Here is a 25,596-nt window from a genome sequence, read left to right as displayed (position 1 = left end):
GACCTCGCTTAGACCGTGAGATGCGCGGGGATGCGCAGATGCCGGCGAACAACGTCGACGAAGAGCGGATCACGCTTGGCGGCCCAGACGGCGGCAACATGGCCGATCGCCCAGATTGCGAGGCCGACGAGCCACAGACGCAGTCCCAGCCCCACGGCGCCGGCGAGCGTCCCGTTCATGATGGCAATGGCGCGCGGGGCGCCACCGAGCAGGATCGGCTCGGTCAGCGCCCGGTGCACGAGAACCACATAACCCGGCACTGCGTAGTCCGGCATTGACCCGCCCTGTTCGACCGAACCCGCCATCAGATCAGCGCTCCGCCGCCGAACGAGAAGAACGACAGGAAGAAGCTCGACGCCGCGAAGGCGATGGACAGCCCGAACACGATCTGGATGAGCCGGCGGAAGCCGCCCGAGGTGTCGCCGAAGGCGAGCGTCAGGCCGGTGACGATGATAATAATTACCGCCATGATCTTGGCGACAGGGCCCTCGATCGACTGGAGGATCTGTTGCAGCGGTTGTTCCCACGGCATCGACGAGCCGGAGGCAAAAGCGGGCGCGGCCATCACCAGGATGAGCGTGGGAACGAAAACTGTCATGGCAAGACGATGGCGCGCAAGGCGCAGGCGTTGGATCACGGATTTTCTCCTTCAGGGCTTTGGATGAGCAAGGTCGGGCTGTCGCCTGTCGCGAGGACGGCTGGCGCGACCCGGTAATCACCGTCCGGGCGAAGGCCATCGACACGGGCGAGTTCGGACAGCCGGCGCGCGGAGCCGCGGCCGGAAAGGACGGCAACCAAGTCGATCGTTTCGGCGATCAGCGCGCGTGGAACGGTGACGACGGCTTCCTGGATGAGTTGTTCCATGCGGCGGAGCGCGCCGATTGCGCTGCCGGCGTGGATCGTGCCAAGGCCGCCGGGGTGGCCGGTGCCCCAGGCCTTGAGCAGCTCGAGCGCCTCGGCCCCGCGCACCTCGCCGACCGGAATGCGGTCGGGGCGCAGGCGCAGCGATGAGCGAACAAGATCGGAGAGCGACGCGACCCCGTCTTTCGTGCGCATCGACACGAGATTGCGCGCGGCGCATTGCAGCTCGCGCGTATCCTCGATAATGACGACGCGATCGGCGGTCTTGGCCACTTCAGCGAGCAGCGCGTTGATCAGCGTGGTCTTGCCCGTGGATGTGCCGCCAGCGACGAGAATGTTCGCGCGGCCGGCAACGCCCAACCGAAGTGCGTCCGCCTGGCACGCCGACATGATCCCGGTCGCGACATAGTCTTCAAGGGTGAAGATGGCGACGGCGGGCTTGCGGATCGCGAAGGCGGGCGCCGCGACGACGGGAGGAAGAAGCCCCTCGAACCGCTCCCCCGTCTCGGGCAGCTCGGCCGAGACGCGTGGGGCGCCGGCGTGGACCTCGGCACCGACATGATGAGCGACGAGGCGAACGATGCGTTCGCCGTCCGCTGCCGACAAACGCTCTCCTGTGTCGGATAGGCCCTCCGACAGGCGATCGATCCACAGACGCCCATCGGGATTGAGCATCACTTCGACGATGCCGGCGTCGTCGAGATAGCGCGCGATCGCAGGTCCGAGCGCTGTGCGCAGCATGCGTGCGCCGCGCGCCAAACCTTCTGAATTGTGATACGAAGCTGCCATCCTGTCCCCGTTTGGATCCGGGGGAACATGGACGGCCCCTGGACGGGGATGATTAAGAGAGCCGCATCTCGAGTGGTTTCAACACCTATATCGAGGCGTAGTAGCGTAGAGTGCAAATACAGGAGATTGGCGGTGCCGACCTGTAATCAAGGCGGCGATCTTCAGGCAAGGGCGGCGCTCGCCGTCAATTGTACGCTCGTCGGCAAGCCGTCTGATCAAGCGGCTTCAGCACGAGTTGACCGTCGAGGCTTGTGGCGAACCACCACGTCGACCTTGTAGTCGAGCCGGTCCAGACAGCGAACCAGCCTGTCTATTGAAAACTTACCCGTGCGCCCGGTGGCGATCGCGGAGACGTCGGGCTGTTTCATACCGAGCAGTTCAGCCGACTTCGCCTGGGTCAGGCGCCGGCGCTTGATAATGGCGCGGATCTCGCGGGCCAGCTTGGCCTTGAGCAATTCCTCTTCGGGATTGTCAAAGCCGAGGTCCGCAAACACGTTGCCGCTGCTCACTTCGGCGGTGATGTCTTCCGTCATGACTTTGTTCCTTTCCCATAGTTTTCGCGATAGTGCGCCTCGGCCGCCTTCAATCGTACTGTGACGAGATCGATTTCGTGCTTGGGCGTCTCCCTGCCCTTCTTCGACTTCTTCTGGAAGCAATGAAGGACGTAGATCATACCAGCGAAGCGGACGGTGTAGACGGCGCGGTAGGTATCTCCGTCGAAGTCGTCGACCACCTCAAGGATGCTGCGGCCCCCAAACCCTTTCAGGGCTTTGACAGCCGGGTGCTCCTCACCATTCTGGGCGTCGTTGATTGCGACACCCATCAACCGGCGAACATCGACCGGAAACTCGCGCAGGTCATCCTTCGACGACCCCATCCATACCGTGGGCTTTTGGTTTCTCATTCGCCCTTTGCCTTATAGCATACAGACTATAATTTTCAACGAAAAATCCTGACACCGCCTAGCCACTGAAAATAACTGGTTCGGCTCAGACGGCTGTTTTTTCCAGGTGATCATAGAAGCTCATAAAGGCGTGGTCCCTCATGCAATCACGGATCTTAAATTGCGGATTTCGCGCCCAACATGGTTTCCCGTATCAGCGACCCCACCCTGCTGCTGTCTAGTTCTCTTCTGCCAAACTCGACAGGTTGGCAAAGCGCGTTTTAGGACAACATATAGTTCCAACGCTTTGATATGTTTTGACATATCGATGCATACAATCTCAGTCCGCCAGTCCATTTAGCGCACGGGTATGCCGGGCTGGTGTGTGTCCAGACCGCCATCGATGTCCTCGGAGATTTCCTGTCGGAGCTTTGGACCTTTCGCCAGGCGCCGGCCGAGCGCGGTGACGAAGGCATCATAGCGCTCGCCAGCCTTGGCGTGGGCTGCCTGCACCGCAGGCTCGGGCAACGCTGGTGTTGTCGCCAGCCAGAAGCGGACGAAAACAGCGAGCGTCTCCACGGCAATCGCGACATCGCGCTCCTGGCGCGTCATACGGCGATCTAGCTGGTCTAGCCGCTTGGTGATCGCCGCCTCCTGCCGCTCGGCGGCATCGGGTGAGAGGAACGACTCGATTGCCGCCTCCGCGACGAGCGACCGTGAAAAATCACGGCGCGCCGCATGTTCGGCCAGCCTGCTCATGACCTTCAGATCGAGATAGACGGACAGGCGTTGTTTGCGGGGTGGCTTTGCCATGGGAGCCTCACATATCCACGCCGTCGCCGGGGTCGAGCGACACCTGTCGCGCAATGCCTTGCATGAGGCGCGTCAATCGACGATTGCGAGCAACATTGTCTTCGTCGGCGTCGTCGAGGTGATCGATCTCGAATTCGTTCCCGGTCGAAGGCTTCACGACCTGCTCGACGCGACTGAGCTCGGGTTGCCGACGACGCTCGGAATCAGTTGTGTCGTCATCTGTGGCGGGCGTCGCCGACGTGGCTTCGGCAATCTGCGGACGGGAAGGTAGAGGCAGTCTGGTCCAGTCGTCCGGTCTCCCCTCCACTGCCGCCACCAACGCCGGAGGCGGCAAGATACGCTCCTGGAAGCGAGCATCCTCATGATAGCGCGCCTTTTTGGCGCGGATCGGCGGCGCACCCGAGACCATGACAATCTCGTCGGTTGACGGCAGTTGCATCACCTCACCAGGTGTGAGCAGCGGACGAGCCGTCTCCGAACGGGAAACCATGAGATGACCGAGCCACGGCGACAGCCGGTGGCCGGCATAGTTCCTCATGGCCCTCATCTCGGTCGCTGTTCCCAGCGCGTCGGACACCCGCTTGGCGGTGCGCTCATCATTGGTGGCAAAGCTTACCCGGACGTGGCAGTTGTCGAGGATCGAGTTGTTCGCGCCGTACGCCCTCTCGATCTGATTGAGGGATTGAGCGATCAGGAAGCTTTTCAGCCCGTAGCCGGCCATGAAGGCGAGCGCCGACTCAAAGAAGTCGAGGCGGCCAAGCGCCGGAAACTCGTCAAGCATCAGGAGCAGCCGGTGCCCTTGCGCCCTCACCTGCAGATCTTCAGTAAGGCGGCGACCGATCTGATTGAGGATCAGGCGAATAAGCGGCTTGGTCCGGTTGATGTCGGACGGCGGCACGACAAGGTAGAGTGTTGTCGGATGCTTGTCGTCGACGAGGTCGCTGATGCGCCAGTCGCAGCGGCGGGTCACCTCTGCCACGACAGGATCGCGATAGAGGCCAAGAAACGACATGGCGGTGGACAGTACGCCGGAGCGCTCGTTGTCGGATTTGTTCAAGAGCTCTCGCGCGGCGCTGGCGATGACAGGGTGTGGACCCGCTTCACTCAGATGCGCCGTTTTCATCATTGCGGACAACGTCGATTCGATCGGACGCTTTGGATCGGAGAGGAAGCCGGCGACGCCGGCAAGCGTCTTGTCCGGCTCGGCGTAGAGGACATGCAAGATCGCGCCGACCAGCAGGGCATGGCTGGTTTTCTCCCAATGGTTTCGCCTCTCGAGCGAGCCTTCGGGATCGACCAGAATGTCGGCGATGTTCTGAACGTCGCGGACTTCCCATTCGCCGCGGCGCACCTCGAGTAGTGGGTTGTAGGATGAGGATTTTGGATTGGTTGGATCGAGCAGCAGGACCCGGCCATATTTGGCGCGGAAGCCTGCGGTGAGTTGCCAGTTTTCGCCCTTGATGTCATGGACGACGGCTGAGCTCGGCCAGGTCAGCAGTGACGGGACGACGAGGCCGACACCCTTGCCCGAACGTGTGGGCGCGAAGCACAGCACGTGCTCCGGTCCATCGTGGCGCAGATAGGCGCCGTCAAAGCGCCCAAGCACCACTCCATCGGAGCCGAGAAGGCCCGTTGCCTTGACCTCCTGCTTGTCGGCCCAGCGGGCGGAGCCGTAGGTCTCGACCTTCTTGGCCTCGCGCGCCCGCCATACCGACATGCCGATGGCGACGGCGACGGAGGCAAAACCGCCGGAAGCCGCGATAAAGGCTCCCTCCACGAAGATCGATGGCGCGTAGGCATCGAAGCCGTACCACCACCAGAAAAAGGATGGCGGAAGGTAGAATGGAAAGCCCAGGACATGGAACCATGGCCTGCCGAGCTCGGGCTGGAACGCCAGGCGCCAGGCCACCCACTCCGTCGCGCTCCAGGTGGTGATCAGCACGATCATCAAGACCGCGAGAATCTGGCCCCAGAGTATTTTGGTGGCGGACATAGAAGCGGTCCTTTCTTCACAATGAGGTTAGAGACCGAGGCTCCGCTTGCGGGCGAAGCTCCAGTCGATGCCGCCGTCATCGCGAGCGATGCCCGAGACGTGGCGGCCAAGATCCTTTTCGAGAGACGGCGTCCAGGGCACCAGTTGGAACCCGAGGCCGTCATCGATCATGGCGAAGCGGCCCGACGCGAGCGTGAAGCGCTTCCTATAGGAACCGGCCACAAACTCGCCGCTGCGGACGCGGTTGAAAGGCTGGCCGGTTTCGACCGAGAGCTTTTCGCCGAGCGCATCCAACTCGCGGCGACGCAGCGTGTCTATCAAGTTGCGGGTGAAGGTTGTGCGTTGGCCATGCCGCTCACCGAGGCCCTGTTGGACGAGGTGGTCGGCACGGCGCTCCATCGCCTGCCGCACCTCGGCACCGAAACCGGATTCCGACAGCGCAATCGGTTCGCGGGCAATATTCTGACGGTCAAGCCAGGTCGCGCCGGCGGCGATAACCTGCTGCTCAATATCGAGATCGGAACGGACAGCGAGCGCCAAGCGCCCATGTCCCTGCGCGTCATGGAACCTGCGCAGCTCAACGATCGAACTCGGAGCGCTGTCGCCGGCGGCATCGAGATCGGACAGCTTGATGTGATGTGTGCGGCCGTCGATGCCATCGACCACGGCATAGGCGCTGCCCTTCAACTCGTCATCGAGACCGCGGTCGACCAGCCGACCGACGATCGGCGAGTCAAGGCGCTCCGCCGCCAGCACATAATTCGCCGATCCGCGCTTGATACCCTGTTCTGTCAAGGCGCGGTGCATCCGCTTGATGATGTCACCGCGCTCGCCAAGCTCGCGCAGCGTCGCCTCGGCCTTGTCGTCGACCATCCATTGCCCCGGGCCGACCTGTTCGGCAAGGCCAAGTGTTTCGAGCTTGCGCATCCGCCCGACCTTCAGCACGTGATACTCGTCGGGCTGGGCGTTCGCGGCGGAGGCAAGGTCGATGACGGCTGTGTCGCGGCCGTCGCGAACAAGCTGCCGGTCAAGCTGGGTCCAGCGTTCGGCTTCGACCTGGCGCTCCAGATTGCGGCGGATGTCGAGATCGGTACGCGGGCCGAGCTCCTGGGTAACAAGGTCGGCCGCGCGGGCGCGCATCCCCTCCTTGATGTAATCGCGAGAGATGACGAGATCCTGCCCGTCATCAGTACGGCCGCGCAAAATGATGTGAAGGTGCGGGTTGTCGGTGTTCCAGTGATCGACGCCGGCCCAATCGAGCTTCGTGCCGAGGTCCTTTTCCATCTGGCCCATCAGATCGCGGGCGAAGGCTTTGAGATCCGCCATGTCGACGGCATCCTCCGGCGAGACGATGAAGCGGAAGTGGTGGCGATCATCGCTGCACCGCTCGGCGAAAGCACCGCCATCCACCTCCCCGGTCTCCGGCCCGAATAGCTTTGCCTTCTCCCCGTCACGGGTGACGCCCTCGCGGCGCAGATAGGTGAGATGGGCGGCAAGCGGCGCAGCGCGCGCGTGATGTCGCACCAGCCGTGTCTTGATGATCACGGTGCGCGAGCGGCCGGTGAGGAGACGATTGGCGCGCACGCTCGCCGAGCGGCCACGCCCGAACGTCGAGCGATTGCCCGCACTGATCCGGCCGGAGCGAGAGATGCGGGCGCCGGCCTTCTGGGCGGCGGCAAGCGCCTGCGCGATGAAGGGCCTGGCGCGCTGGGCACTGGGCGAGCGGATACGTCCAGGCCGGATTCGGAAGCCATCCTCGCTGGTCATAGCGAAGACCCCGCACATCGAGCCAAGGCACGGAAATCACGGGGAAAACGGTGTTTCGGCGAGGTGCGCGAAACCTTCGCACCTCGCGGAAATGCTGTATAACCTCTTGAAACAACACAACCGATCGACGCCGTACCTCGCGGCCTTTTATCTCGCCATCTTCCGGTTGTTCTGCCCACCTTCCGCCTCCATCCACGCCACGGTGCGCTGGAGCTGGCGGTTGCGCGAAAACGCCCATACGCGCTCATGGCCGGATGCCTTCGCCTGACCGCGCCACGAAGAGACCCGCGGACAGCGGCGCGATGGCGACGACATCGCGCACTGGAGCTGCAGAGCCAGCGTCATTTGGCGGTCGCTCGGCCGGTACGGAGGCGACAGCCTGTCGGCGACTCGGCTGACCTGCAAAGAGCGAGGCATGCTTCCAGGGAATGGCCTCGGCAGACGTGACGGCGAAAGGGCGGGTGGTCGCGCGGCCTCCGACAAGCGGGGCAAGTGCTGCGACATAGGCGCGGGTCTCGGCCGGTAGCGGACGCCCAGTGAGGTAGGCTTGGTAGCGTGCAGGTCCCGCGTTGTAGGCGGCCAGAAACCCCGGTGAGCCGAAGCGATCGTGCAGTTCGCGCAGGTACGCCGTTCCAGCCAGGATGTTGTCCCGGGGATCGAATGGATCGCGGCCAAGCGACCAGCGGGCGCGCAGATCATCCCATGTACCGGGCATGATCTGCATCAAGCCGCGGGCGCCTGCGCTGGAGACGGCGCGCACATCGTCCGCACTCTCCTTGCGCATGATGGCGCGTATCAACGCGGTCGGAACGCCGAAGCGGTGCGAGGCTTCTGCGATATGCGCGCCGAACGGATCGAGTTGGGACGACCGCGCGACGGCCAAGTCCTGCGCCACTGTCGCCGCCGGCATGACGGTCGCGACGGACAGGCCGCAAAGGAGGAGCAGAGCCATGCACCGGGCAGCACGAAGCCGCCCGGCACCGCGATGGCTGGTCGACGAACGGCGAGCGCGCATCGTTCAATCCTTCTCGCTGCGGTCGCGCGGGCGCGCCCAGTGCAGCGACCAGGACGTTTTGTCGTCACCATTGCGAAAGAGGTTCGCGCGTATCGGCTGCGCGAAGGTCGGGTCGTCGAGCTGGATCGAGACATAGTCTCCGGCCTTTTCGCTGGAGCGTTTCCAGCCGGCGCCGATCTGGGGGCCGTCCTCGCTTCCGGAGTGAACGCGGTAGTCAGGCGCATTCTCCGTTTCGCTCGCCTCTGCCGCCACAATGGCGATATCCAGGTTGAGGCTGAGCGTGTGGATGCGCCCGCTATAGCCAGTCTTCTGGCGCGTGAACTCTCCGATCTGTTGCATGTCAGGCTCCTGATTTCAGTTGTGCGGTGATGAAGGCTGGCGGCACGACGCGCGCCGCCGGTCGCGCGCTCACCGCGTTGGCGCGCGCCATTCGAAGCGGCCGCTGCCGTCCTCGTCTGTCCACAGTGGGACGGCGCGGCCGATGATCTGGCTGGTGGAGAGGAGGCCGAAGTAACGTCCGTCGAGGCTGTCGCGGACCTGCCAGTTCATCAGGAAGACTTCCCCGGTCGAGACGCGGCGGCAGCCCTTCCAGACCGGCAGGTCTCGGCCGGCCCGATCACGCTCGAGCGCCGCGCCCGCCTCGATACCATCGACAGTGATGGTCAGATTCGAGCGACAGACTCGTTGCCCGGACACGCCAAGGATGCGCTTCAACAGGGGCACGCCCCTCGGCAGATAGCCGCGATCAGTGAGGAAGTCCGCGAGTGGCTCGGGCGCGTTGACGGCGACAAGATCGGTGACCTCGAAGGGTCCGTCGAAGTCGATCGTGTAGAAGCCGATCGGTGCGCTGGCTGACGCATTCCAGATGAGCTTCGTGGGCATCGAAGTAAGGCCGGGATAGCCGACGCCCATGGTTGCGAGAACGCTAGCGAGGATGATCCCGGCGCGCGTCACGGCTCGGTCCTCTTGCGCAGCAGGAAGGCGCGATGTTGGTCGAGTGTGTAGCTGCGCGGCGTGTGGCCGGCGGTTATCCGGTTGTGGATGTGCCGCCAATGATCGGGCGACACCAACTCGGGCTCGATGTCGAGGCGCTGGATGGCGTCGATCGCCTGCAGCACGCTCTCGACCTTGGGCCAGCTCTCGACCTTCAGCAGGATATCGCCGCCGGGGCGCACGAAGGGCAGTGTCTGATAGGCTTCGCCAGGTGCTACCGCACGCACGATATCGATGCGCGAGATGATCGTTCCAAAATCGTTCGCGGCCCAGCGCACGAACGCAAAGACCGTGCCGGGGCGATAGAACAGGATGCGCCGGCGACGATCAACAATCTGTTCGTGGGCGTGCGTGCCGAACCGTATCCAGTTCTCGATCCTCTTCTCGACCCAGGTCAGTTCGACATGGATGAGATTGTCGGTAGCGTGGTGCGTGGACGGGAACGCGCCGCGCATGCGGGGAGCCGCAATGCCAATCATTTCGGTTCTCCTGATGCGGTGGGAAATGCGCGCGCGAGCCGCGCGCGCAGCGTGTTGGGGACGATGAAGTCGTGCTCGAAAGCGGCGATGCGTGCGCGCTCCTGAGTCGTCATGTCGGTGGTCGGGCGCACGACAAAGGTCGCGAATTGATTTCCCTTGCAGGTCAATTCACCGGCGAGAAGCAGCGTCAAAGTTGCCTTGCCGACACGGCTCTTTCGATTGAGGAGTGCGGCGATCATCGGGTGGCTCCCGAGCGCGGATCAAGAGGTGGACTGGGGGCTTCGGAGACGCTTGTTGCCGTGCTGCTGCCGTCAGAAACCGATGGCACATTCGAGGTCTTGTCAGTGTCTATGCTGAGTGCGTCGCTGGTTCGTCGGATGAGCCTTTGCACACCGCTAGCGCGCGCTTCAAAGTTAGAATCTGGGTTAGAGTCTAAGTTAAGGGCGCGATTTCGGCTTTGCTTTCCTAGGGTTAGGCCCCATTTGGGTTCCTGATAGCACGAGCCTGCGGTTCCCGATGGCACGATAGGTCCGGTTCCCGATAGCACGATGCCGTCCACAGGCTTTCCACAGGAGGCGATCCGCTCGAAAGCGAGCAGCGTCCGGCCGCCCATCTCCACTTCGAGGAAGAGCGTGTAGCCGGGCAGCGGCTGGCGGCGGATGATGTCGCGCAGCTCGAAGGCAAAGCGCTTGTGGGGCGACAGGCTGCCGGATTTCTGGTGAAGGTGACGGAAGTCGAAGCGCCAGCCGTCGGGCTGGCGTCCGCCATGCTTGCGCACCAGCCGATAGAGCCAGCGCTCCAGCCCGCCAGTCAGGTCGAAATAGGCGCGATCGATCGTCAGCACGAGCGCGTCATTGAGGACTGCCTGGTAGAACCAGTCGGGGACGATCAACTCGATCCCCGCGGGTTTGCCATGGCGATCGATGCGCTCCTGCCACTCATTGATCCATGAGAAGCGGTGACGCCGGCCTTCGGCGGGCTGACGAATCGTCGTCGAGACGGTGGTCGACTGCAGCCGGTCAAGCCCCGCCTTCAGGCGCTGATAGTCGCGCAGGCTCTTGCCGCGGCCGACGAAGGTCAGAATCTCATAGGGCGTGGCGGCCATCAGGCGCGAGGTGCGAAGGCCGGCGTCGCGCGCCTCGACGATCTGGCTCGCGGCCCAGATCAGGATGTCGGCGTCCCAGATGGTCGCCATGCCATGATCGGGTACGGCTTCGACCCGGATCGTGTCGTTGCCGGCCGTGAAGGTGATTGGCGCGACGCGATGGGTCTTGGAGAGGGAGAAGAACGGATAGGCCATGAGATCCTGCGCATCTCGTGGGGCGAAGTCGCCAGGCAGCGCCCTGAACAGGTCGAGCTGCCCGCGCTCCGAAAGGGATTGGTTTCGTGCCGCCATTTGGAAATCCGCGCGCGGTCAGCGTGCGTATCGTCCGCCGTGCGTCGGCGGCGTCGGCGTGTGACGCTTGGCCGGCAGGACCGACCCACGCGGATCGGATGTAGAGGTGACAGCGCCGCGTTCGGCCCAAGCCTGAAGATCGTCGACGGCATAGACGACACGGCCGCCGAGCTTCCGGTAGGAAGGACCAGTGCCATAGGTACGGTGCTTTTCGAGTGTGCGGGCGGACAGGCTGAGGAAATCCGCGGCTTCCTTGGTGCGCAGGAAGCGCGGCGGCAAAACGGCGATATCGGGTCGCATGGGTCGAACCTCCGTGGGGTTTTGGGCAGCCGCTGGTCGTTCAGCGGTGGACGGAGACCACGGTGGCGGAGAGCAAGCTTCGTCAGGGATGGGGAAGTTGAGGGGGGCTAAAACTCCACCCCTTTTGCGCGGCCAGTACCCGCTAGGATCGACGGCGATGACGCAGGATTTGCAAATAGCCGCCGCCGATCATGGCGGTGGCGCCTTCGACGAGACCGATCACCGCATCGCGCAGCGCGGAGGTTTTCCAAGGATCGGCGGCGACGCGCTTAAACCCGTAAAGCGCGATCGCAATGTCGCGGTAGCTCGCGCCATTCGAGTGGCCGTCAGCGGCCTGTATCATCAGTCGAAAGCGGCGGCGCTGCTGCGGGGTCATCCGCGTGTCCGAAGGCGTGGGGCGCCCCTGCAAGGAACGCCAGAAACGGGTGAGTGCTTCGATCCGTCCCAACGTTTCTGCATCCAAAGGGATCAACGCCGCCAAAGGGCCGTGCGGCTCACTACCGGGCAGAAGCAGAAGTTGAGTAGCGACACCTGCACTATGGACAGTGTGGCGTCCTTCCACACTGTCGCGGCTTACACCCATGCCGGTCAACGGCGCCGATCGCAAGGACGACAGGAATTCCGGCGCCGGCACGAGAGAAACCACAGCTGGATCGACGTCAGGCGACCAGAAAACGTCTTGCGCCAAGGCGGACAAATCCGGCGTGGCCGGGAAATCGCAACCCCCACTGCCGCTGTGCCTCAGGGTGGAAGGGTGCCTTTTCGGCTCTTGTGGTCAGGAGCGCTTGGTAGTGCCGTTGATAGGGTTCGTGACGCCGCAGACACTCCCAGGCGAGCCCTTCGATGGGTAATGTATCGAAATAATCATAGCTGCCATTGTCTCGCCAATGCGACGTATCCGGCCTCATCCAAGAGCTCCTCGCAAACAACGCGTAGACCCCGCCTCCAAACGATTCCGGGTTGTAGCGATTGGCGGAAGACCCTTGCCGGGCATCGGGTGATGCCACTTCGGCATCACCCGCGAACCATAGGCGCTGTGGTGCTAGTTGCCGGGTCGACGCAAGAGATGACGGTAGCCTGCACGCGCCATCCAGCGCGCTCGCGCCAGATGGCTGTCGTGGATGCGCCGGGCGCGTTGTGGCTCCTTCGTCAGATCAATGCCGAAGAGGATTTCAACCACCTCGCGCCAGTCCGCGCCGTCGTCGGCGGCGTCAAGCAGGCGCACATAGAGCTTGATGTGTTCCCGATCGTATTCGGTGAGTTCGTCACTGATCGGCGCGGTTTCGTCAAACGGCTCGATCATCGCTTGCCTCGTCGTCACAGAGTGAGCCTGCATTTTATAGAAGTAATTTTGCCAGCGGAGGATGGTCGATCAGCATCGGGCGATGCGGTTTCGGCATCGCTCTCGGCTTGGGAGAACCGAACCGGACGTCCGCGGAAGAAGGCCCCGGCCTTCCGGCCGGGGCCTGTGCGGGTCCTTAGTCACCCCGCCGCGCGTTCGGGCGGGACCAGATGAGCGAGAAGCCCTCACCTTCCTCGTCGTCGAAGAGGTTGGCGTAGATCGGGGCGTTGAAGCTCGGATCGTCGAGCTTGAGACCCATGTAGTCGCGGCCCTCGTTGGAGGTCTTCGACCAGGCGGCGCCGATCTCGGCGCGGCCGACCAGCACCCGGTGGCTGGGAGCGTTCTCGCCAGTGGCGCGGGTGTCTGGGACGATGCGCACGTTCTTGGCCTGGACGCTAAGGGTGACAATTTCGCCGGTGAATTCGTTCGCGGTGGTCTTCTTGAAGGTGCCGATGGTAGCCATTGTAAGTCTCCGTTTTCTGTTCCCGAGCCCGCACCATGCGGCCTCGATGGCGATCACTTGGCCGGAGGCGACCGACGACGCATCGCTTGCGACCGGAGCAACGCAGAGGACGGCGCTGGAACGGCTTTCTTGTCTCGCGAGGAATGGCGGCGCTCGGGGTCCCCATGCGCTTGCGGCATGGGGTGGGCGCCGGCAGGGGAAGAAAGTCGAGACGCGCCGTTGCGGCCTACGGTCGAGGCTTCAGCCGTCCTTCGGCCAGATCAGCCCATTGAAGAGGCCGTCTGGAGCGCTCTTGGGACAGATTGGCAGACGTTGGCGTGCAACGCGCCTCCGGCAGATCGCTACAGGCTTCACCGGCATCGCCCACGCATTTCCAGGCACAGATTCCGCGCACCTGCAACGCCCCGCCACCGCGCGCGCTGCCGTCCTGCTACCGACTGGTCGGTCTGCCATGGGCATCGACCGAAGAAAGTCCAAGTCCACAGACGGGGCCGCGCCGGCACATGGCCGTTGCTCGATCCTGGCATGGAACCCGATTGCTCCAACCACCGATAATGAGGTGGCTAGGCCTTCGTCGGTCTGGTCCGCCCGCGTCGCCCGCGCGGGTCTAGGCTCGAACCACGTCCCTGCCGGATTGGTCGGCGGCTGTCATGCCCGCGACCCGGAGATATGCCGTGACGCCGACGGCGGTCGCGCCAATGACGGAAAAGACGATCTGCCAGGTTTCCGAAGGCATCACGTGCTTCGCGATGCCATGGGAGGCATGGTAGCCGGCAACGATCGCAGGCGCGATGAAGACCAGCGTGATCGCCAGCTTGGCCCACATGGGGCTGATAACGGTGAGGAGGATTTGGCCGACGCCGAGCGTCAACCCGGCTGCGAGGCTACCGACGAGGATCGCGCCAAGCCAGCCGGCACCGGTGTTGAATGCCCACGTGCCTGCGCTGACCCCGACGAACAACGGAAGGGCGAAGATAGCAAGCGTGAAGAGCAACCAGCACAGGATGCCGATGGCCGCGATACAAACGAACATGCCGAGGATGATCATGGTGGTGTCTCCGAGAGAATAGCTCTGGCGATTGCGCCTTCCACCACCACCTCGGCGCAGCGCAGAGCATAGCAACGAAAACCACGGGCGAAAACTGCCGAAGCTCTGTTTCGCCAGCGGCAATGTTCGCCCCGTCATGGGGCGAACGGGTCGACTTCGCCGATGATGGCGGTGTCTTCGCCGTCATACTCGTTCGCCGGCACGACCGAGAGAGTGCCGTCGCCGGCACGAAAGATGACGATGGTGACCATGAGAGTGGCGGCGAGGCTGAAGGCGAAGGCATGTGCGTCGGCGAAGGACATCGATCCGGCTCCTGTTTGAAGCGGAGGACCCTCCCCCGCTGACAGGCGCCCGAAGTGTTCGGCCGATGGCCGCAATCACCGCGAAGGCGAAGCCGGAGCGGCGGCACGCTTCGCGTAGTCCGACCCCTTGCGGGTTGATGGCTTTAGGCCATCGGCTGGACCAAGGATCAGCGCAATGGAATCGCGGGGTGCGGTCATCTTCAAGTCAGGAGCAGCGGTCGTCGTTGGCGCGACGCTCTTGCTCCAGGAGAGCCTGAGCAAGCTGCCGCGCGATGTGGCGGGCGTCGAGCGAGAAACCGGACGGCCATGATCGCGATGGATCCCGTTGGAAGCCGCCACGCTGAAAATGAGGATGAAGCTGGGCGATGACGCTGTGCAGTTGCGGTGGTAGGCCTGATCCAGCTCTCTCGGCAAAACGAGCCGCCTTGTCGAGATCGTGCCCGAGATGGCGGCGGTTCCAGCGATCATCAGTCGCTGTTCTGAGAAGATGCGACTTCAGGAGCAATTCAATGGCGATGGCGATGGCGTGAAAGGCAGCATTGTTCCTGCCTCGATCCGCCGCCCAGTCAGCGCCATCGAGGCACACTGCGGCTTTGCGCAAGAAGGTGTCGGCGAGCCCGATGTCCGGCGTGAAGCTATCGGGAAAGGATAAGAGCGACATGGCTTGAAGAATGCCGTGACTCCCCGGCTATTTATAGGAGGGCGTAGGTTCCGACGGCGCTCACGCGCCGCCGTTGCCGAGTCGATAGACCGGGATGCCGAGCTTGCGGGCCTTGTCCGCGAAGTTCTCCTGAATGCCGGTGCCCGGAAAGATGATAACGCCGATCGGCATGACCGCCAACATCAGGTCGTTGCGTCTGAAGGGAGCGGCCTTGGCATGTTTGGTCCAGTCGGGCTTGAAGGCGACCTGCGGAACCTTGCGATGATCGGCCCAGCGGGCGGCGATCTTTTCGGCGCCTTTCGGTGATCCGCCATGCATCAGCACCATGTCGGGGTGCTTGGCACGGATTTGGTCGAGCTTTGCCCAGATCAGCTCGTGATCGGCAGTATCGCCGCCGGAGAAGGCGATCTTGGGGCCAGCGGGCAACATGACTTCGGTTTCCGCGCGCCGCCTGGCCGCGATGAAGTCGCGGCTATCGATCATTGCGGCGGTGAGATGGTGGTGGTTGATCATCGATCCCGTGCGCGGTCGCCAGGCCGAGCCGGTGTACTGATCGTAGTGGTCGGCGGCCTGGTCACGCATGAGCTCGAAGGCATCGCGCCGTTCGATCATGGTCTGCCCCTGGGCGGTGAGGTTCTCGAGTTCAACCGCCTTGATCTCGCTGCCGTCCTGTTCGCGCTGCAGTCGGCGCTGGGCCTGCTCGTTGTCGTCCAGTTGCCGCTCGATCCGTTGTGCAGCTCGGTGGAAGACATTGGTGACGGACCAGAGCAGGTCATCAAGGTCGGGTTCGAGGCGCGTGTCGGCCAGGGTGCCGATGAGGGCGTCAAAGATATCGGCCACGGCTCCGGCCACGTGGTCGCCACCGGGGAGCGGTCGCGGATCGGGCTCGTCCGCAAATGGGCGCCAGCCATAGAGCTGGAGCTCGGTGAGGGTGTGATCGGTCGGAGAAGCGGCGTGGTGCGGTTCAATGTCGTCGTGCTCGCTCATGGGGATGCTCCCGTCGGTTTGACCGCGACCCTCGCGGCCTTCATGGCGACGAAAGCCCACGGGCGGGTTGGCCCGACACCCGAAGCGAAGCGGAGGGCCGGAGCGCAGCGGAGGATGGCGGCGGCCGGCTATTTTGCATCGCGATGGAAAGGCGTCGCGCCCAATCGCTGCCATTCGCGAGTAGTCGTGCGCCGCCGGAAAATAGTCGGCCGCCGCCATTGCCTGGCCGGCCAGTTCGTGGGCCGATCGCCCTCTCGAAGGCCGGGTCGCGGTTCTCTGCCGGCGGGCCACGCATCCATGCGGCGCAGCCGGCACGGTGCGCTGGGCGCTTCCCTTCACGGCTCATGCCGCCTGTGTCAGATAGCGGGTGCGATCTTTGCGCATGAGCTGGTCCGCAATCGAGGCCTGGAAGGCGGCAAGTCCGAAATGGCGGAGGTCTTCGTTGAAGTCTTGCATCGCCGGCGACAGCACGATTGCCTCGATTCCGGCGTCCGTCGCGCGCTCGAGCAGGCTGTCTCGGGCACCGTCACCGGCCGGATCGTTGTCGCGAATGACATAGAGCCGCCGCAGGTTCGGAGGGAACAAGATGGCGGCAAGATGGGCTGCCGAGAGTGCCGCAGCCATCGCCATGTCGGGCAAGGCGCATCTGAGCGACAGCGTCGTCTCGATGCCTTCGCCTGCCGCCATGACGCTGCCGGGTGCGCCGAAGCGGACGGCGTGACCCAGAAGGTCACCCATTGCCCGACGCGGCGTGTCGACGGGTGCCTTGCCGGTGCCGTCCGGTGCGAGCCAGGTGCGGTGCGCGCCGGTCAGATGTCCATCGAGGTCGGTGACAGCGGCGATCATTGCCGGCAAGGTCTCGGTCGGTCCTTGATCGTCGTGCCGGTAATAGCAGCGCGGATGGAACCGCAGCGATCCGGTGCCGTACAAAGTCGTAATGCCGCGTCCACGCAAATACGTTTCCACGAGGGTGCCTATAATGGGCTTCGACATGGCGACCAGTCGGCGAGCCGCTTCTGGAGATCCAACGGGGACCTGCGTGATCGGCTCGGCCGGTCGGGGTGGCATGGCATCCGGCATAGCGAGAAACACGCGCGCCTCGTCGGCGACGTCCCGAAAATTGACCAGTCCGAGGGATTCGCGAATGACATCGAGCAGGTCGCCATGCTCACCGGTAGCGGCGTCGGTCCATTTGCCTGGCGGTCCCTTCGGGGATGGCCGCAGACGCACGAACATCGAGCGGCCCGGCGCATTGCGGACGTCGCCGACGGTCCAATAGTTGCCCTGGCGACGGCCATTGGAGAGGTAGTGGCGGCACACCGCCTCGGCATGTTCGCCGAGGCGGTGTGCGAGGTTGGATGCAGCGTGACGCGGAATCATGCAGCCTCCCGCTCACTGACCCGCTCGATTGGGAAGCGGTCGAGCACGCGCTCCAGCACGGCGAGCCCGTTGGCGTCGATCGGCACGAACATCCTGAGCTTCCACGAAATGATCTCGTGGAAGAGACCGTAGGCGGTGAGGCGCTCGCGCATCGTGTCGGTGAAGCCGGACAATTCGATGCGCCATGCGCCCATGACGCGGCTGCGGCGAAGCTGGAGATCCTCGGCGAGATCGAGGATCGTCCGCCCGTCCATCAGAGCCGCAAACGCCTGTTCCGGCGACAGCGCAACCACGTTCGTCGCAGAGGCGTTGGCGGCCCATGCCGGCGAGACGCGGCGGCCGATGAGGCGCTCGCCCTCGTCGGTCTGAAGTCGATAAACGCGGGTCGACTCGTTGGGCAGGCGCTTCCAGATTGGAAGCAGCAGGCCGGTGACCATGTGCAAGACCGAGTCCGAAAACTCCGGCACCCCGGCGATTTCGGCGGTCCAGGCAGTTGTGAACGCCTCGCGGTCGGCCTCGACCCAGCGTGTTTCGCCCATGGCCTTGAGCGGCATGTTCTGGCTTTCCATCGGCCGGATCAGGCGGACACGGCGCTCGACCTCGCCATCGTCGAGCATGACGCTGGGGGTCGGGATCTGTACCGCGGCGCGGCCCGATTGCTTGTTGATGAGCAGTAAGGCACGCGGATCGCGGAGATGATCGAGCGCCGCATTGAGCGTGACGGGTCGATTGCGCTTGCGTTCGGTGATCGTGAGCAGGCGGCTTTCGGTGCCGGTGCGCGGATGGGTGTAGATCACCTGCCGATCGGTGACGACGAAGTTTTCGGCCTGCAGCGTCTCCAGCCCGGCATCGTAGGTGCCTGACGCGATCGCGCCCTCGATGCGCGCCGCCTGCAGTTGCTCGAAGGCACCGAACAGCACGCCCTGCAACTCGATGGTCAGTGCGAGCAGGCGATTGAGGAAGGTGGTGATCGGCGGCAACTCGTCCTTGATGCCATTGGCATCCATCAGCTTGATACCCGTCGCCGCCTCGAAACGCTCGACTGTGCAGCCCTCGACCTTGCCGCGTACGATCAGCAGATAGAGTTGCCGCAGCGCATCGCGGGCATAGTGGCTTTCCAGATTGTCCTCTGGTCGGAACAGGCCTTGGCCACCGGTCTGGCGCTGGCCACGGGTGATCGCGCCCAACGTGTCGAGGCGGCGGGCGATCGTCGAAAGGAAGCGCTTTTCCGCCTTCACATTGGTCGAGATCGGCCGGAAGAGTGGCGGCTGCGCCTGATTGGTGCGATGTGTGCGGCCGAGGCCCTGAATGGCGGTGTCGGCCTTCCAGCCGGCCTCGAGCAGATAATGCACACGCAGCCGCGTGTTCCGGGCTGAGAGTTCGGCGTGGTAGCTCCTCCCCGTTCCGCCCGCGTCCGAAAAAACCAGAACGCGCTTCTGGTCATCCATGAAGGCCTGCGTCTCGGCGAGGTTGGCTGACCCGGCACGGTTTTCAACGACAAGGCGCTCGGCCTTGCGGACAATGCGGCGCGAGCGACCGGTGACCTCGGCCACGATGTCCACCCCGAAATGCTGGACGATCTGGTCGAGCGCGCCGGGGACAGGCGTCAAGCTGGCGAGTTTGGCGATCAGCTCGTCGCGCCGGGCGACCGCCTCGCGGCTCTCGACGGGCTGGCCATCGCGGTAGACCGGGCGCGACGACAGATTGCCCTCGCTGTCGGTGAACGGCTCGTAGAGCTGCACCGGGAAGGAATGGGCCAGGTAGTCAAGGACATATTCGCGGGGCGTGATGTCGACGCGAACGTCGTTCGATTCCTCGGTCGGCAGTTCGGCCAGCCGCCGTTCCATGAGCGCCTCGCCCGTCGAGACGATCTGGACAACGGCCGCATGGCCCTCCTCCAGATCGCGGGCGATGGAGCGGATCAGGGTCGGTGTCTTCATGCTGGTCAACAAATGGCCGAAGAAGCGTTGCTTGGCGCTTTCAAAGGCGCTGCGCGCGGCCGACTTGGCCTGGGCATTGAGCGTGCCGGTGCTGCCGGTGATGTTGGCCGCCTGCATCGCCGCATCGAGATTGTTATGGATGACGCCGAAGGCCCCAGCGTACGCGTCATAGATGCAGACCTGTTCGGGCGTCAGCTCATGCTCGAGCAGTTCGTATTCGACGCCGGAGAATGACAAAGACCGCGCCGTATAGAGACCGAGCGCCCTGAGGTCGCGCGCCAGCACTTCCATCGCCGCGACGCCACCGGCCTCGATCGCCTCGACGAATTCGGCCCGCGTCGAGAACGGAAAAAGCTCGCCGCCCCAGAGGCCTAGCCGCTGGGCATAGGCGAGATTGTGGACGGTAGTGGCGCCGGTGGCCGAGACATAAACGATGCGGGCATTCGGCAGCGCGTGCTGCAGCCGCAGGCCGGCACGGCCCTGCTGGGAGGGAGCGGCATCGCCCCGCTCGCTCTTGCCGCCGGCGGCATTCTGCATGGCGTGGGCTTCGTCGAAGATGATCGCTCCATCGAAATCCGGACCCAACCATTCGACGATTTGTTTGACCCGCGAAACCTTCTCGCCGCGATCGTCGGAGCGTAGCGTGGCATAGGTGGTAAATAGGATGCCTTCCGCCAGCGTGACCGGCCTGCCCTGCGGGAAGCGGGAGAGCGGGGTGACCAGCAAGCGCTCCATGCCGAGCGCGGACCAGTCGCGCCGCGCATCCTCGATGAGCTTGTCGGACTTGGAGATCCAGACCGCCTTACGACGGCCCTGCATCCAATTGTCTAGGATTACGGCGGCGGATTCCCGGCCTTTGCCCACCCCAGTGCCGTCGCCGATCATGAAGCCTTGCCGGAAGCGCACGGCCCCCGCCGCGTCATCGGCCGCGGCGCTAACCATGTCAAAGGTCTCGTCGAGCGTCCAAGCGCCGGCGAGATACTCGGCGTGGGCCTCGCCCGCATAGATGACGGTCTCGAGCTGCGCGTCCGAGAGCAGGTCAAGGACGTTCTTCGGTAGGCGCGGCCGGTAGCCCGGCTTGGGTGGCGCTACCGAGGCCATGGCCGCCGATTGAACGAGCTTGGTGGGATGAGCCCGCGAGCCGGGAATGCGGATCGCCTGAAGCCCGTAGGCCTCATAGATGGCGTCGCTGATCTGGCCGTTCTCGGCGGCCTGCCAGTCGACAGCCTCATAGGCGAGGTCGATGGCTTCCGGTTCGGCGATCGACATGCGTGGCGTGGTACTCGCCGAGCGTGTGAGATAGCCGTGCACTTTGCGGGCCGCAGCGACCGCCGATGTCGCGCTGGGAAGGGCGGCCATCACGACCGGCGGCCGCGCGGGAAGGCGCTCCTCAATCCACGTGAGGAGCGTTGCCGCATCCGGAGCGATGCCGGGAGCATCCGGGAAGAGCGAGGGATCGTCCGCCGGCACCCTGTCGATGACGGTGAGGCGCGTCGGGAAGGTCGTGCCGTGCTTGGCATAGACCGAGCCATCGATGGCGGCGGAGAAGACCACGCGACCACGCTCCTGCAGGCGAGTGAAGGCGGCGGTCCAGGTCGGATGGTCGGGCGCGAAGTTCGCACCGGTGATCGTCACCAGCCGCCCGCCGGGCGCAAGGCGCGACAGCGCCGAGGCGATGTGCCGCCAGGCCGCGTCGGCCATGCGGCCCTCGACATTGGCCATGACCGAAAAGGGCGGGTTCATCAGCACCACGCTCGGCACGGCGCCGGGATCGAGATGGTCGTCGATTTGGGCGGCGTCGAAGCGGCTGGCGGAGACGCCCGGAAAGAGACACGAGAGAAGTGCCGCGCGCGTCTCGGCAAGCTCGTTGAGGATGAGCGAGGCGCCGGCTATCTCGGCCAGGATGGCGAGCAGCCCGGTGCCGGCGGAAGGCTCCAGCACACGGTCGCCGGGCGTGATGGCGGCGGCCGTTGCGGCGACCAGGCCGAGCGGAATCGGCGTCGAGAACTGCTGGAAGGTCTGTGCTTCTTCGGACCGGCGCGTATGCGTCGGCATCAGCCCTGCGATCTTCGACAAAGCGGACAGCCGTGCAGCCGGAGATTCGGCTTTGCGGGAGAGCGCCTTTCCGTACTTGCGGAGGAAAAGGACCGTTGCGGCCTCGCAGGCATCGTAGGCCTGCTTCCAGTCCCAGGCGCCGGCGGCGTCGGAGGCGCCGAATGCGGCTTCCATCGCCGAGCGGAGCGTTGTCGCGTCGATGCACTCGCCGCGTTCGAGACGGGGAAGCAGCAGGCCGGCGGCGGCGAAGATAGCGCCGGCTGCACGGGTTTGGACGAGCGGGAGCGGCGCGGCGGTTGGAACCGCCGCAGCGGGCGAGATCATGTACATGGTGTGAACCTCGGGAGAGCGGGGACAGGACCGAGCCGCGCGGCGCTCTCTCTGGACCGCACGGTTTCAAACCCATCCCGGCCCGCCTCTCCCTCTCAGGTCCCGCCGAAGCTAAAATGAAACAAGCGCCCCGCCATGAGGTGGAGCGCTTGCCGGTATCAACCGATCTCGATCATATTCCGCCGTCAGGCTCCGACTTCTGTAGGAAACCTTTGGCGTCGTCGGGATCGGGCGGCAGGTCGGCATCATAGGGATTGCCGTCGGCAAGATGACCGAACGGCGTGAACACGTAGTCCGCGCCCTCCCGCCCGACCGCGCAGATTACATAACGCCGCTGCCCGGTCGCCGCGTCGGCGCATTCCATCAACGCAAGGTTGCCGTCGCTGGCGGCACGAAGCAGCGTCTGGAAGTTGCTGCGGGCATGGTCGGGAATGCTCATGGCAAGTCCTTCGCATCTCCGGGTTCAACTTGGATCGCGGGCGTCCGCGAGGATCGCTTCGCCGCGCGCGATCGCCCATTCGGCCTTGCCGAGCCACCCCGGCGGCGTCGGTCGGCGGGCCTTAGCATCGCCGACAATGATCTTGAGCAAGCCCAGCATGAGTTCGAATTGTGGGGCCTTGCGCTGCACCGCTTCCCCAAAATGTGCATGAACCGGAATGGCCTGTCCACGATACGCGGCACCGGCACCGGTGACATGGGTTTCACCCGAGGACTCGCAATCCTCCCGCTGACCCGACCAGTCAGTGTCCTCGATGGCAAATCGGCACGCGACGTCGGATGTCTCAGCCAAATAGGTTGAATGCCGGAACACTGGCAGGTGGTACGTCGTCTCGATGGTGAATTGCGGCATTTGCTGCTCCTAAAAAAACGGGCGGCCCGGCGTTCGTCTCCGAGCCCCGGCCGTGGCGGGTCGAGGTTGATGTCCATGCGTGCAGGTGTGATGTTTCGCGGTTACGCCGCCGCCCGCCCCTCGACGACGTCGGCGCCGACTTCGTCAGCGGTGACGTCTTCAAGACGCGCATTGCGGTACCCGGTCTTGGCCAACCAGAGTGCGGCCGCCTCCCGGCTCTCGGCGAGGTGCAACAACTCGTCGTCGTCGCCGATCTGCTGCAGGACCCGGACCATGCCGATACCGGGCTGCTCGACGATCTTGAAGCTGAGGTCGCTGTCGACCGAGTATGTTCGCATGACCGTCACGAGGATGACGCCGCCGGAGGAGAAGTTACCTTCATTGAGCGTGATCGAGGCCGGTGCGCTGTAGGTCGGACGGTCGCGCGGCGATGCCTTGCGGACCAGACGGCCGAGGCCGTTGCGACGGCCCCAGTCGGCGAGCTTGCGGGTAAAGCGCGCCGGCGGTTTGGGGGTGCCGTCCGAGTACTGGATCAGCGAGCCGAGCGGGGCGTTGTCATAGACGATGTGGGCGGACATGGATGTCTCCTGAAACGAAAAGGCCCGACAGGGCGTCGGGCCATGAGGGTGAGGTGAAGGGGAACGGGGCGACCGTAGTCGCCCCGTCGATGGGTGCTATTCGGCAGCGACAGCGTGTGCGATGACCTCATCGGCTGCCGCCGAGTCGTCTTCGTCATCGCCGGCGAGGAATTCGGGCAGGTCAGGTTCCTCGCCCTCGCCCGGCTGCGCGGGCGGTGCGTCATGATCGATCAGACGGAGCGGTTCGGGTAGCCAGCCACTATCGGCAAGGAGGCGTTCGGCCTCTTTGGCCATGTCGCCCTTCTTGAGGTGGTCGATGAGTTGAGCCGCCTGCTCGCCGGCACCTTCGCGCACGGCTTCGAGGATGCGGGACTTGGTGACCCGGCCGAGATAATTATCGACCGTCGGCCGCCAGCCCGCATCCACCATGTCGAGCCCGGTGGCGTGGGAGAGCCGGTCGGCTTCGCGCAAACGCTGCTCCAGCCCGTGCTGGGAAACGCCGCTGCCATAGGGGTTAGGTCGCTCGAACAGCGCGTTGATCCCATAGCTGACGCAATGCGCCAGCAGTGTGTGCTGACTGGCTTCATCGAGACTGTCGAGCCAAGCCCACAGAGTCTGGTCGTCACCGCGCGGAATGTCGCCCTTCCACGCCTCATGGCGTTCGTCGATCGCCTTGGCCGCGGGGCTGTCTTTCAGCTCGGCGTCTTGCGTCGGCAAGTGGACATGTCGGACGAATGCCTCGAGGCAGCCGGTCGCGGAGCGATGACCGAAGGTGTCGATGACGAGCCGATGCAACAGCGCCGTGATGGCCACATGCTGGTTCTCGGCCACGGCATTGCGCAGCGCCAACGTGCGATACGCGGTGAGCTCGATCACCAGGCGTTCGGGCAGCGGCTTGATGGCGTCGCCGTCATCCTCATCGGGCTCGGACGTTTGCGCGCCGATGGTGATGGTGGCGCGGCGAACCGAAGGATCGTCGCTGCCCCCCTCGCTCCCGGTCACACCGCCGGGCTCGGCGGCGTCGCCGTCGACCGCTTCCGGCGCTTCGTCCTCGGGGCGCACATATCCGCGATCGACGACCAGGTCACCGTCACGGTCGATGCTGATGAAGGCACCGGCGCGGCCGATATCGGCGGGATCGTAGTTCATCGGGCGGCTCTCGAACGCCTCCAGCACAGACTCGATCTCGCCGAGACGTTGATCGACCGCGTCGGGGAGTTCGTCGGATTCACCATACTCGGCTTCCAGCCGTTCGTACTCCGCGCGCAGGGCTTCGCGTTCCGCCCGCTCCGCGTCGGTCAGATCGACGGGGGTGCCGGCCAGTGCCCGCAGACCGTGATTATGGCCATAAGGCAGATCGACATCGACCACGATCCACTTCCAGTTCTCCGCCGCGATTTCGTCGGCGATCGACTTCATCCTGTCGCGGACCAAGCGGTCGAGCAGAGCCGGGTCCTGCAGCCAGCCGCCATTGTCGGCCTCGAACAGGTCACGCAGCACCACGCCGCCGGCGGCGACATAGGCCTCGACACCGACGAACAGCGCCCGGCGATCGCTCGCGCGCACCGTGGTCTCCGTCAGTAGGCGCCGGATCTGCTGCGGCTCCTTCGACCAGGAGTTTTCGAGCGCCTCCCAGACCTGCTCCTGACGGGCGTGATCGTCGGTCACGGTAAAGGCCATGAGCTGCTCGATCTGCATGCCCTCCTGCTCGTAGACCTCGTGCAGCTTGCGCGAAACTTTTGCGAGCCGCAGGCGCTGCTGGACAAAGGTAGCGGACACGAAGAAGCGTGCCGCAATCTCCTCGTGGCTCGCGCCCTGGTCGTGAAGGGTCTGGAAGGCGCGAAACATGTCGAGCGGATGTAAATCTTCGCGCTGAAAATTCTCGGCCAGCGAATCCTCCTCGATCGGGACCGCGCTGTGGGCGTCGCTGGCGACGCAGGGAACTGGCTCGGTCTTGATCATGCGCTTCTGCTTGACCAGCAGTTCCAGCGCGCGATAGCGGCGCCCGCCAGCCGGCACCTCAAACATGCCGGTCTCGTTACCCTCGCCATCCAACACTGGCCGGACGTTGAGGCTCTGGAGCAGGCCGCGCCGTGCGATTGACGCGGCGAGGTCCTCTATCGTTTCCCCGCGCTTGATGCGCCGGACATTGGACTGGCTCAGCATCAGCTTGTCGAAGGGGATGTCACGTGAAGCGTTGAGGGTGATCTTCTGCTTGGGCGCAGCCATGTGGACTATCTCCGCGACGGGCGGCCGAGACTCTCTCGACCTCCAAACCCGTCAAAAGAGACGGGCGCAGCCCTCTCACTCTGAGGACTGCGCCGCACACCGAAGATCCGAAGGGGACAGGGCCGCAGACACGGCTTTGCGC

General features: G+C 64.4%; 29 protein-coding genes. All 29 read right to left on the bottom strand.

What is annotated here, in order from left to right:
• Window positions 1-8 precede the first annotated feature (8 nt).
• Window positions 9-275, bottom strand: coding sequence for a VirB3 family type IV secretion system protein (locus NKI73_RS03590; RefSeq protein WP_352627478.1), 267 nt, complete (start codon window positions 273-275; stop codon window positions 9-11).
• A 29-nt stretch (window positions 276-304) separates the two neighbouring features.
• The gene (locus NKI73_RS03585; protein WP_502909544.1) at window positions 305-637 is read right to left on the bottom strand and encodes a TrbC/VirB2 family type IV secretion system protein; all 333 of its coding nucleotides are present in this window, start codon (window positions 635-637) and stop codon (window positions 305-307) included.
• Window positions 634-1,650 (bottom strand): P-type conjugative transfer ATPase TrbB, encoded by a 1,017-nt coding sequence (trbB, locus tag NKI73_RS03580; protein ID WP_352627476.1) that lies wholly within the window; start codon window positions 1,648-1,650, stop codon window positions 634-636. Before trbB ends, NKI73_RS03585 begins: the two co-directional genes overlap by 4 nt.
• 215 nt (window positions 1,651-1,865) lie before the next feature.
• On the bottom strand, window positions 1,866-2,183 hold the full coding sequence (locus NKI73_RS03575; protein ID WP_006338687.1) for a helix-turn-helix domain-containing protein: 318 nt from the start codon (window positions 2,181-2,183) through the stop codon (window positions 1,866-1,868).
• Complete coding sequence (locus NKI73_RS03570; protein ID WP_352627474.1) at window positions 2,180-2,554, bottom strand: type II toxin-antitoxin system RelE/ParE family toxin; 375 nt, start codon at window positions 2,552-2,554, stop codon at window positions 2,180-2,182. Before NKI73_RS03570 ends, NKI73_RS03575 begins: the two co-directional genes overlap by 4 nt.
• 336 nt (window positions 2,555-2,890) lie before the next feature.
• On the bottom strand, window positions 2,891-3,346 hold the full coding sequence (locus NKI73_RS03565) for a CopG family transcriptional regulator (RefSeq protein WP_352627473.1): 456 nt from the start codon (window positions 3,344-3,346) through the stop codon (window positions 2,891-2,893).
• A gap of 7 nt (window positions 3,347-3,353) precedes the next feature.
• Window positions 3,354-5,339 carry a conjugal transfer protein TraG gene (locus NKI73_RS03560; RefSeq protein ID WP_352627471.1) on the bottom strand — a complete coding sequence of 662 codons (1,986 nt, stop codon included), beginning with the start codon at window positions 5,337-5,339 and terminating at the stop codon, window positions 3,354-3,356.
• Between the two features lie 27 nt (window positions 5,340-5,366).
• Entirely contained in the window at window positions 5,367-7,106 is a 1,740-nt protein-coding gene (locus NKI73_RS03555) for a relaxase/mobilization nuclease domain-containing protein (protein ID WP_352627469.1), read from the bottom strand.
• 244 nt (window positions 7,107-7,350) lie between these two features.
• Window positions 7,351-8,121 carry a lytic transglycosylase domain-containing protein gene (locus NKI73_RS03550; RefSeq protein ID WP_352627467.1) on the bottom strand — a complete coding sequence of 257 codons (771 nt, stop codon included), beginning with the start codon at window positions 8,119-8,121 and terminating at the stop codon, window positions 7,351-7,353.
• A 3-nt stretch (window positions 8,122-8,124) separates the two neighbouring features.
• The gene (locus tag NKI73_RS03545) at window positions 8,125-8,460 is read right to left on the bottom strand and encodes a DUF736 domain-containing protein (RefSeq protein WP_352627465.1); all 336 of its coding nucleotides are present in this window, start codon (window positions 8,458-8,460) and stop codon (window positions 8,125-8,127) included.
• Window positions 8,461-8,529: 69 nt separating this feature from the next.
• On the bottom strand, window positions 8,530-9,075 hold the full coding sequence (locus NKI73_RS03540) for a S26 family signal peptidase (RefSeq protein WP_352627464.1): 546 nt from the start codon (window positions 9,073-9,075) through the stop codon (window positions 8,530-8,532).
• Complete coding sequence (locus NKI73_RS03535; RefSeq protein ID WP_352627462.1) at window positions 9,072-9,593, bottom strand: DUF2840 domain-containing protein; 522 nt, start codon at window positions 9,591-9,593, stop codon at window positions 9,072-9,074. Before NKI73_RS03535 ends, NKI73_RS03540 begins: the two co-directional genes overlap by 4 nt.
• On the bottom strand, window positions 9,590-9,832 hold the full coding sequence (locus tag NKI73_RS03530; RefSeq protein ID WP_352627460.1) for a hypothetical protein: 243 nt from the start codon (window positions 9,830-9,832) through the stop codon (window positions 9,590-9,592). Before NKI73_RS03530 ends, NKI73_RS03535 begins: the two co-directional genes overlap by 4 nt.
• Window positions 9,829-10,989: a replication initiator protein A gene (locus NKI73_RS03525; RefSeq protein ID WP_352627459.1), complete on the bottom strand. Its 1,161-nt coding sequence runs from the start codon at window positions 10,987-10,989 to the stop codon at window positions 9,829-9,831. Before NKI73_RS03525 ends, NKI73_RS03530 begins: the two co-directional genes overlap by 4 nt.
• Before the next feature lie 18 nt (window positions 10,990-11,007).
• On the bottom strand, window positions 11,008-11,289 hold the full coding sequence (locus tag NKI73_RS03520; protein WP_023690466.1) for a helix-turn-helix transcriptional regulator: 282 nt from the start codon (window positions 11,287-11,289) through the stop codon (window positions 11,008-11,010).
• A 142-nt stretch (window positions 11,290-11,431) separates the two neighbouring features.
• Complete coding sequence (locus NKI73_RS03515; RefSeq protein WP_352627457.1) at window positions 11,432-11,977, bottom strand: DUF2285 domain-containing protein; 546 nt, start codon at window positions 11,975-11,977, stop codon at window positions 11,432-11,434.
• Window positions 11,949-12,197, bottom strand: coding sequence for a transcriptional regulator domain-containing protein (locus tag NKI73_RS03510; RefSeq protein WP_352627456.1), 249 nt, complete (start codon window positions 12,195-12,197; stop codon window positions 11,949-11,951). The genes NKI73_RS03515 and NKI73_RS03510 overlap by 29 nt, the downstream gene beginning before the upstream one ends.
• Window positions 12,198-12,331: 134 nt before the next feature.
• The gene (locus NKI73_RS03505) at window positions 12,332-12,592 is read right to left on the bottom strand and encodes a DNA -binding domain-containing protein (RefSeq protein ID WP_352627454.1); all 261 of its coding nucleotides are present in this window, start codon (window positions 12,590-12,592) and stop codon (window positions 12,332-12,334) included.
• 175 nt (window positions 12,593-12,767) lie between these two features.
• Window positions 12,768-13,094, bottom strand: a complete 327-nt coding sequence (locus NKI73_RS03500; protein ID WP_352627453.1) for a DUF736 domain-containing protein — start codon at window positions 13,092-13,094, stop codon at window positions 12,768-12,770.
• Window positions 13,095-13,701: 607 nt separating this feature from the next.
• Complete coding sequence (locus NKI73_RS03495) at window positions 13,702-14,142, bottom strand: hypothetical protein (protein WP_352627451.1); 441 nt, start codon at window positions 14,140-14,142, stop codon at window positions 13,702-13,704.
• 134 nt (window positions 14,143-14,276) lie between these two features.
• Complete coding sequence (locus tag NKI73_RS03490; protein WP_352627450.1) at window positions 14,277-14,444, bottom strand: hypothetical protein; 168 nt, start codon at window positions 14,442-14,444, stop codon at window positions 14,277-14,279.
• 205 nt (window positions 14,445-14,649) lie between these two features.
• Window positions 14,650-15,105, bottom strand: coding sequence for a hypothetical protein (locus NKI73_RS03485; protein ID WP_352627449.1), 456 nt, complete (start codon window positions 15,103-15,105; stop codon window positions 14,650-14,652).
• Between the two features lie 60 nt (window positions 15,106-15,165).
• A complete protein-coding gene (locus NKI73_RS03480; protein WP_352627447.1) occupies window positions 15,166-16,092 on the bottom strand; it encodes a DUF2493 domain-containing protein in 927 nt (308 codons plus the stop codon).
• Between the two features lie 342 nt (window positions 16,093-16,434).
• A complete protein-coding gene (locus tag NKI73_RS03475; protein WP_352627446.1) occupies window positions 16,435-17,472 on the bottom strand; it encodes a DUF7146 domain-containing protein in 1,038 nt (345 codons plus the stop codon).
• On the bottom strand, window positions 17,469-21,797 hold the full coding sequence (locus NKI73_RS03470; protein WP_352627445.1) for a strawberry notch-like NTP hydrolase domain-containing protein: 4,329 nt from the start codon (window positions 21,795-21,797) through the stop codon (window positions 17,469-17,471). Before NKI73_RS03470 ends, NKI73_RS03475 begins: the two co-directional genes overlap by 4 nt.
• A 172-nt stretch (window positions 21,798-21,969) precedes the next feature.
• Complete coding sequence (locus tag NKI73_RS03465; RefSeq protein ID WP_352627444.1) at window positions 21,970-22,236, bottom strand: DUF6117 family protein; 267 nt, start codon at window positions 22,234-22,236, stop codon at window positions 21,970-21,972.
• A gap of 24 nt (window positions 22,237-22,260) precedes the next feature.
• Window positions 22,261-22,647 (bottom strand): hypothetical protein, encoded by a 387-nt coding sequence (locus NKI73_RS03460; protein WP_352627442.1) that lies wholly within the window; start codon window positions 22,645-22,647, stop codon window positions 22,261-22,263.
• A gap of 101 nt (window positions 22,648-22,748) precedes the next feature.
• Entirely contained in the window at window positions 22,749-23,225 is a 477-nt protein-coding gene (locus tag NKI73_RS03455; RefSeq protein ID WP_352447726.1) for a UCP036055 family protein, read from the bottom strand.
• Window positions 23,226-23,321: 96 nt separating this feature from the next.
• Window positions 23,322-25,454, bottom strand: coding sequence for a ParB/RepB/Spo0J family partition protein (locus NKI73_RS03450; protein ID WP_352627440.1), 2,133 nt, complete (start codon window positions 25,452-25,454; stop codon window positions 23,322-23,324).
• Window positions 25,455-25,596 lie beyond the last annotated feature (142 nt).

This window comes from Mesorhizobium sp. M0496 (genome assembly GCF_040321205.1).
GTDB lineage: Bacteria > Pseudomonadota > Alphaproteobacteria > Rhizobiales > Rhizobiaceae > Mesorhizobium.
This window is presented reverse-complemented; position numbering and strand designations above follow the sequence as displayed.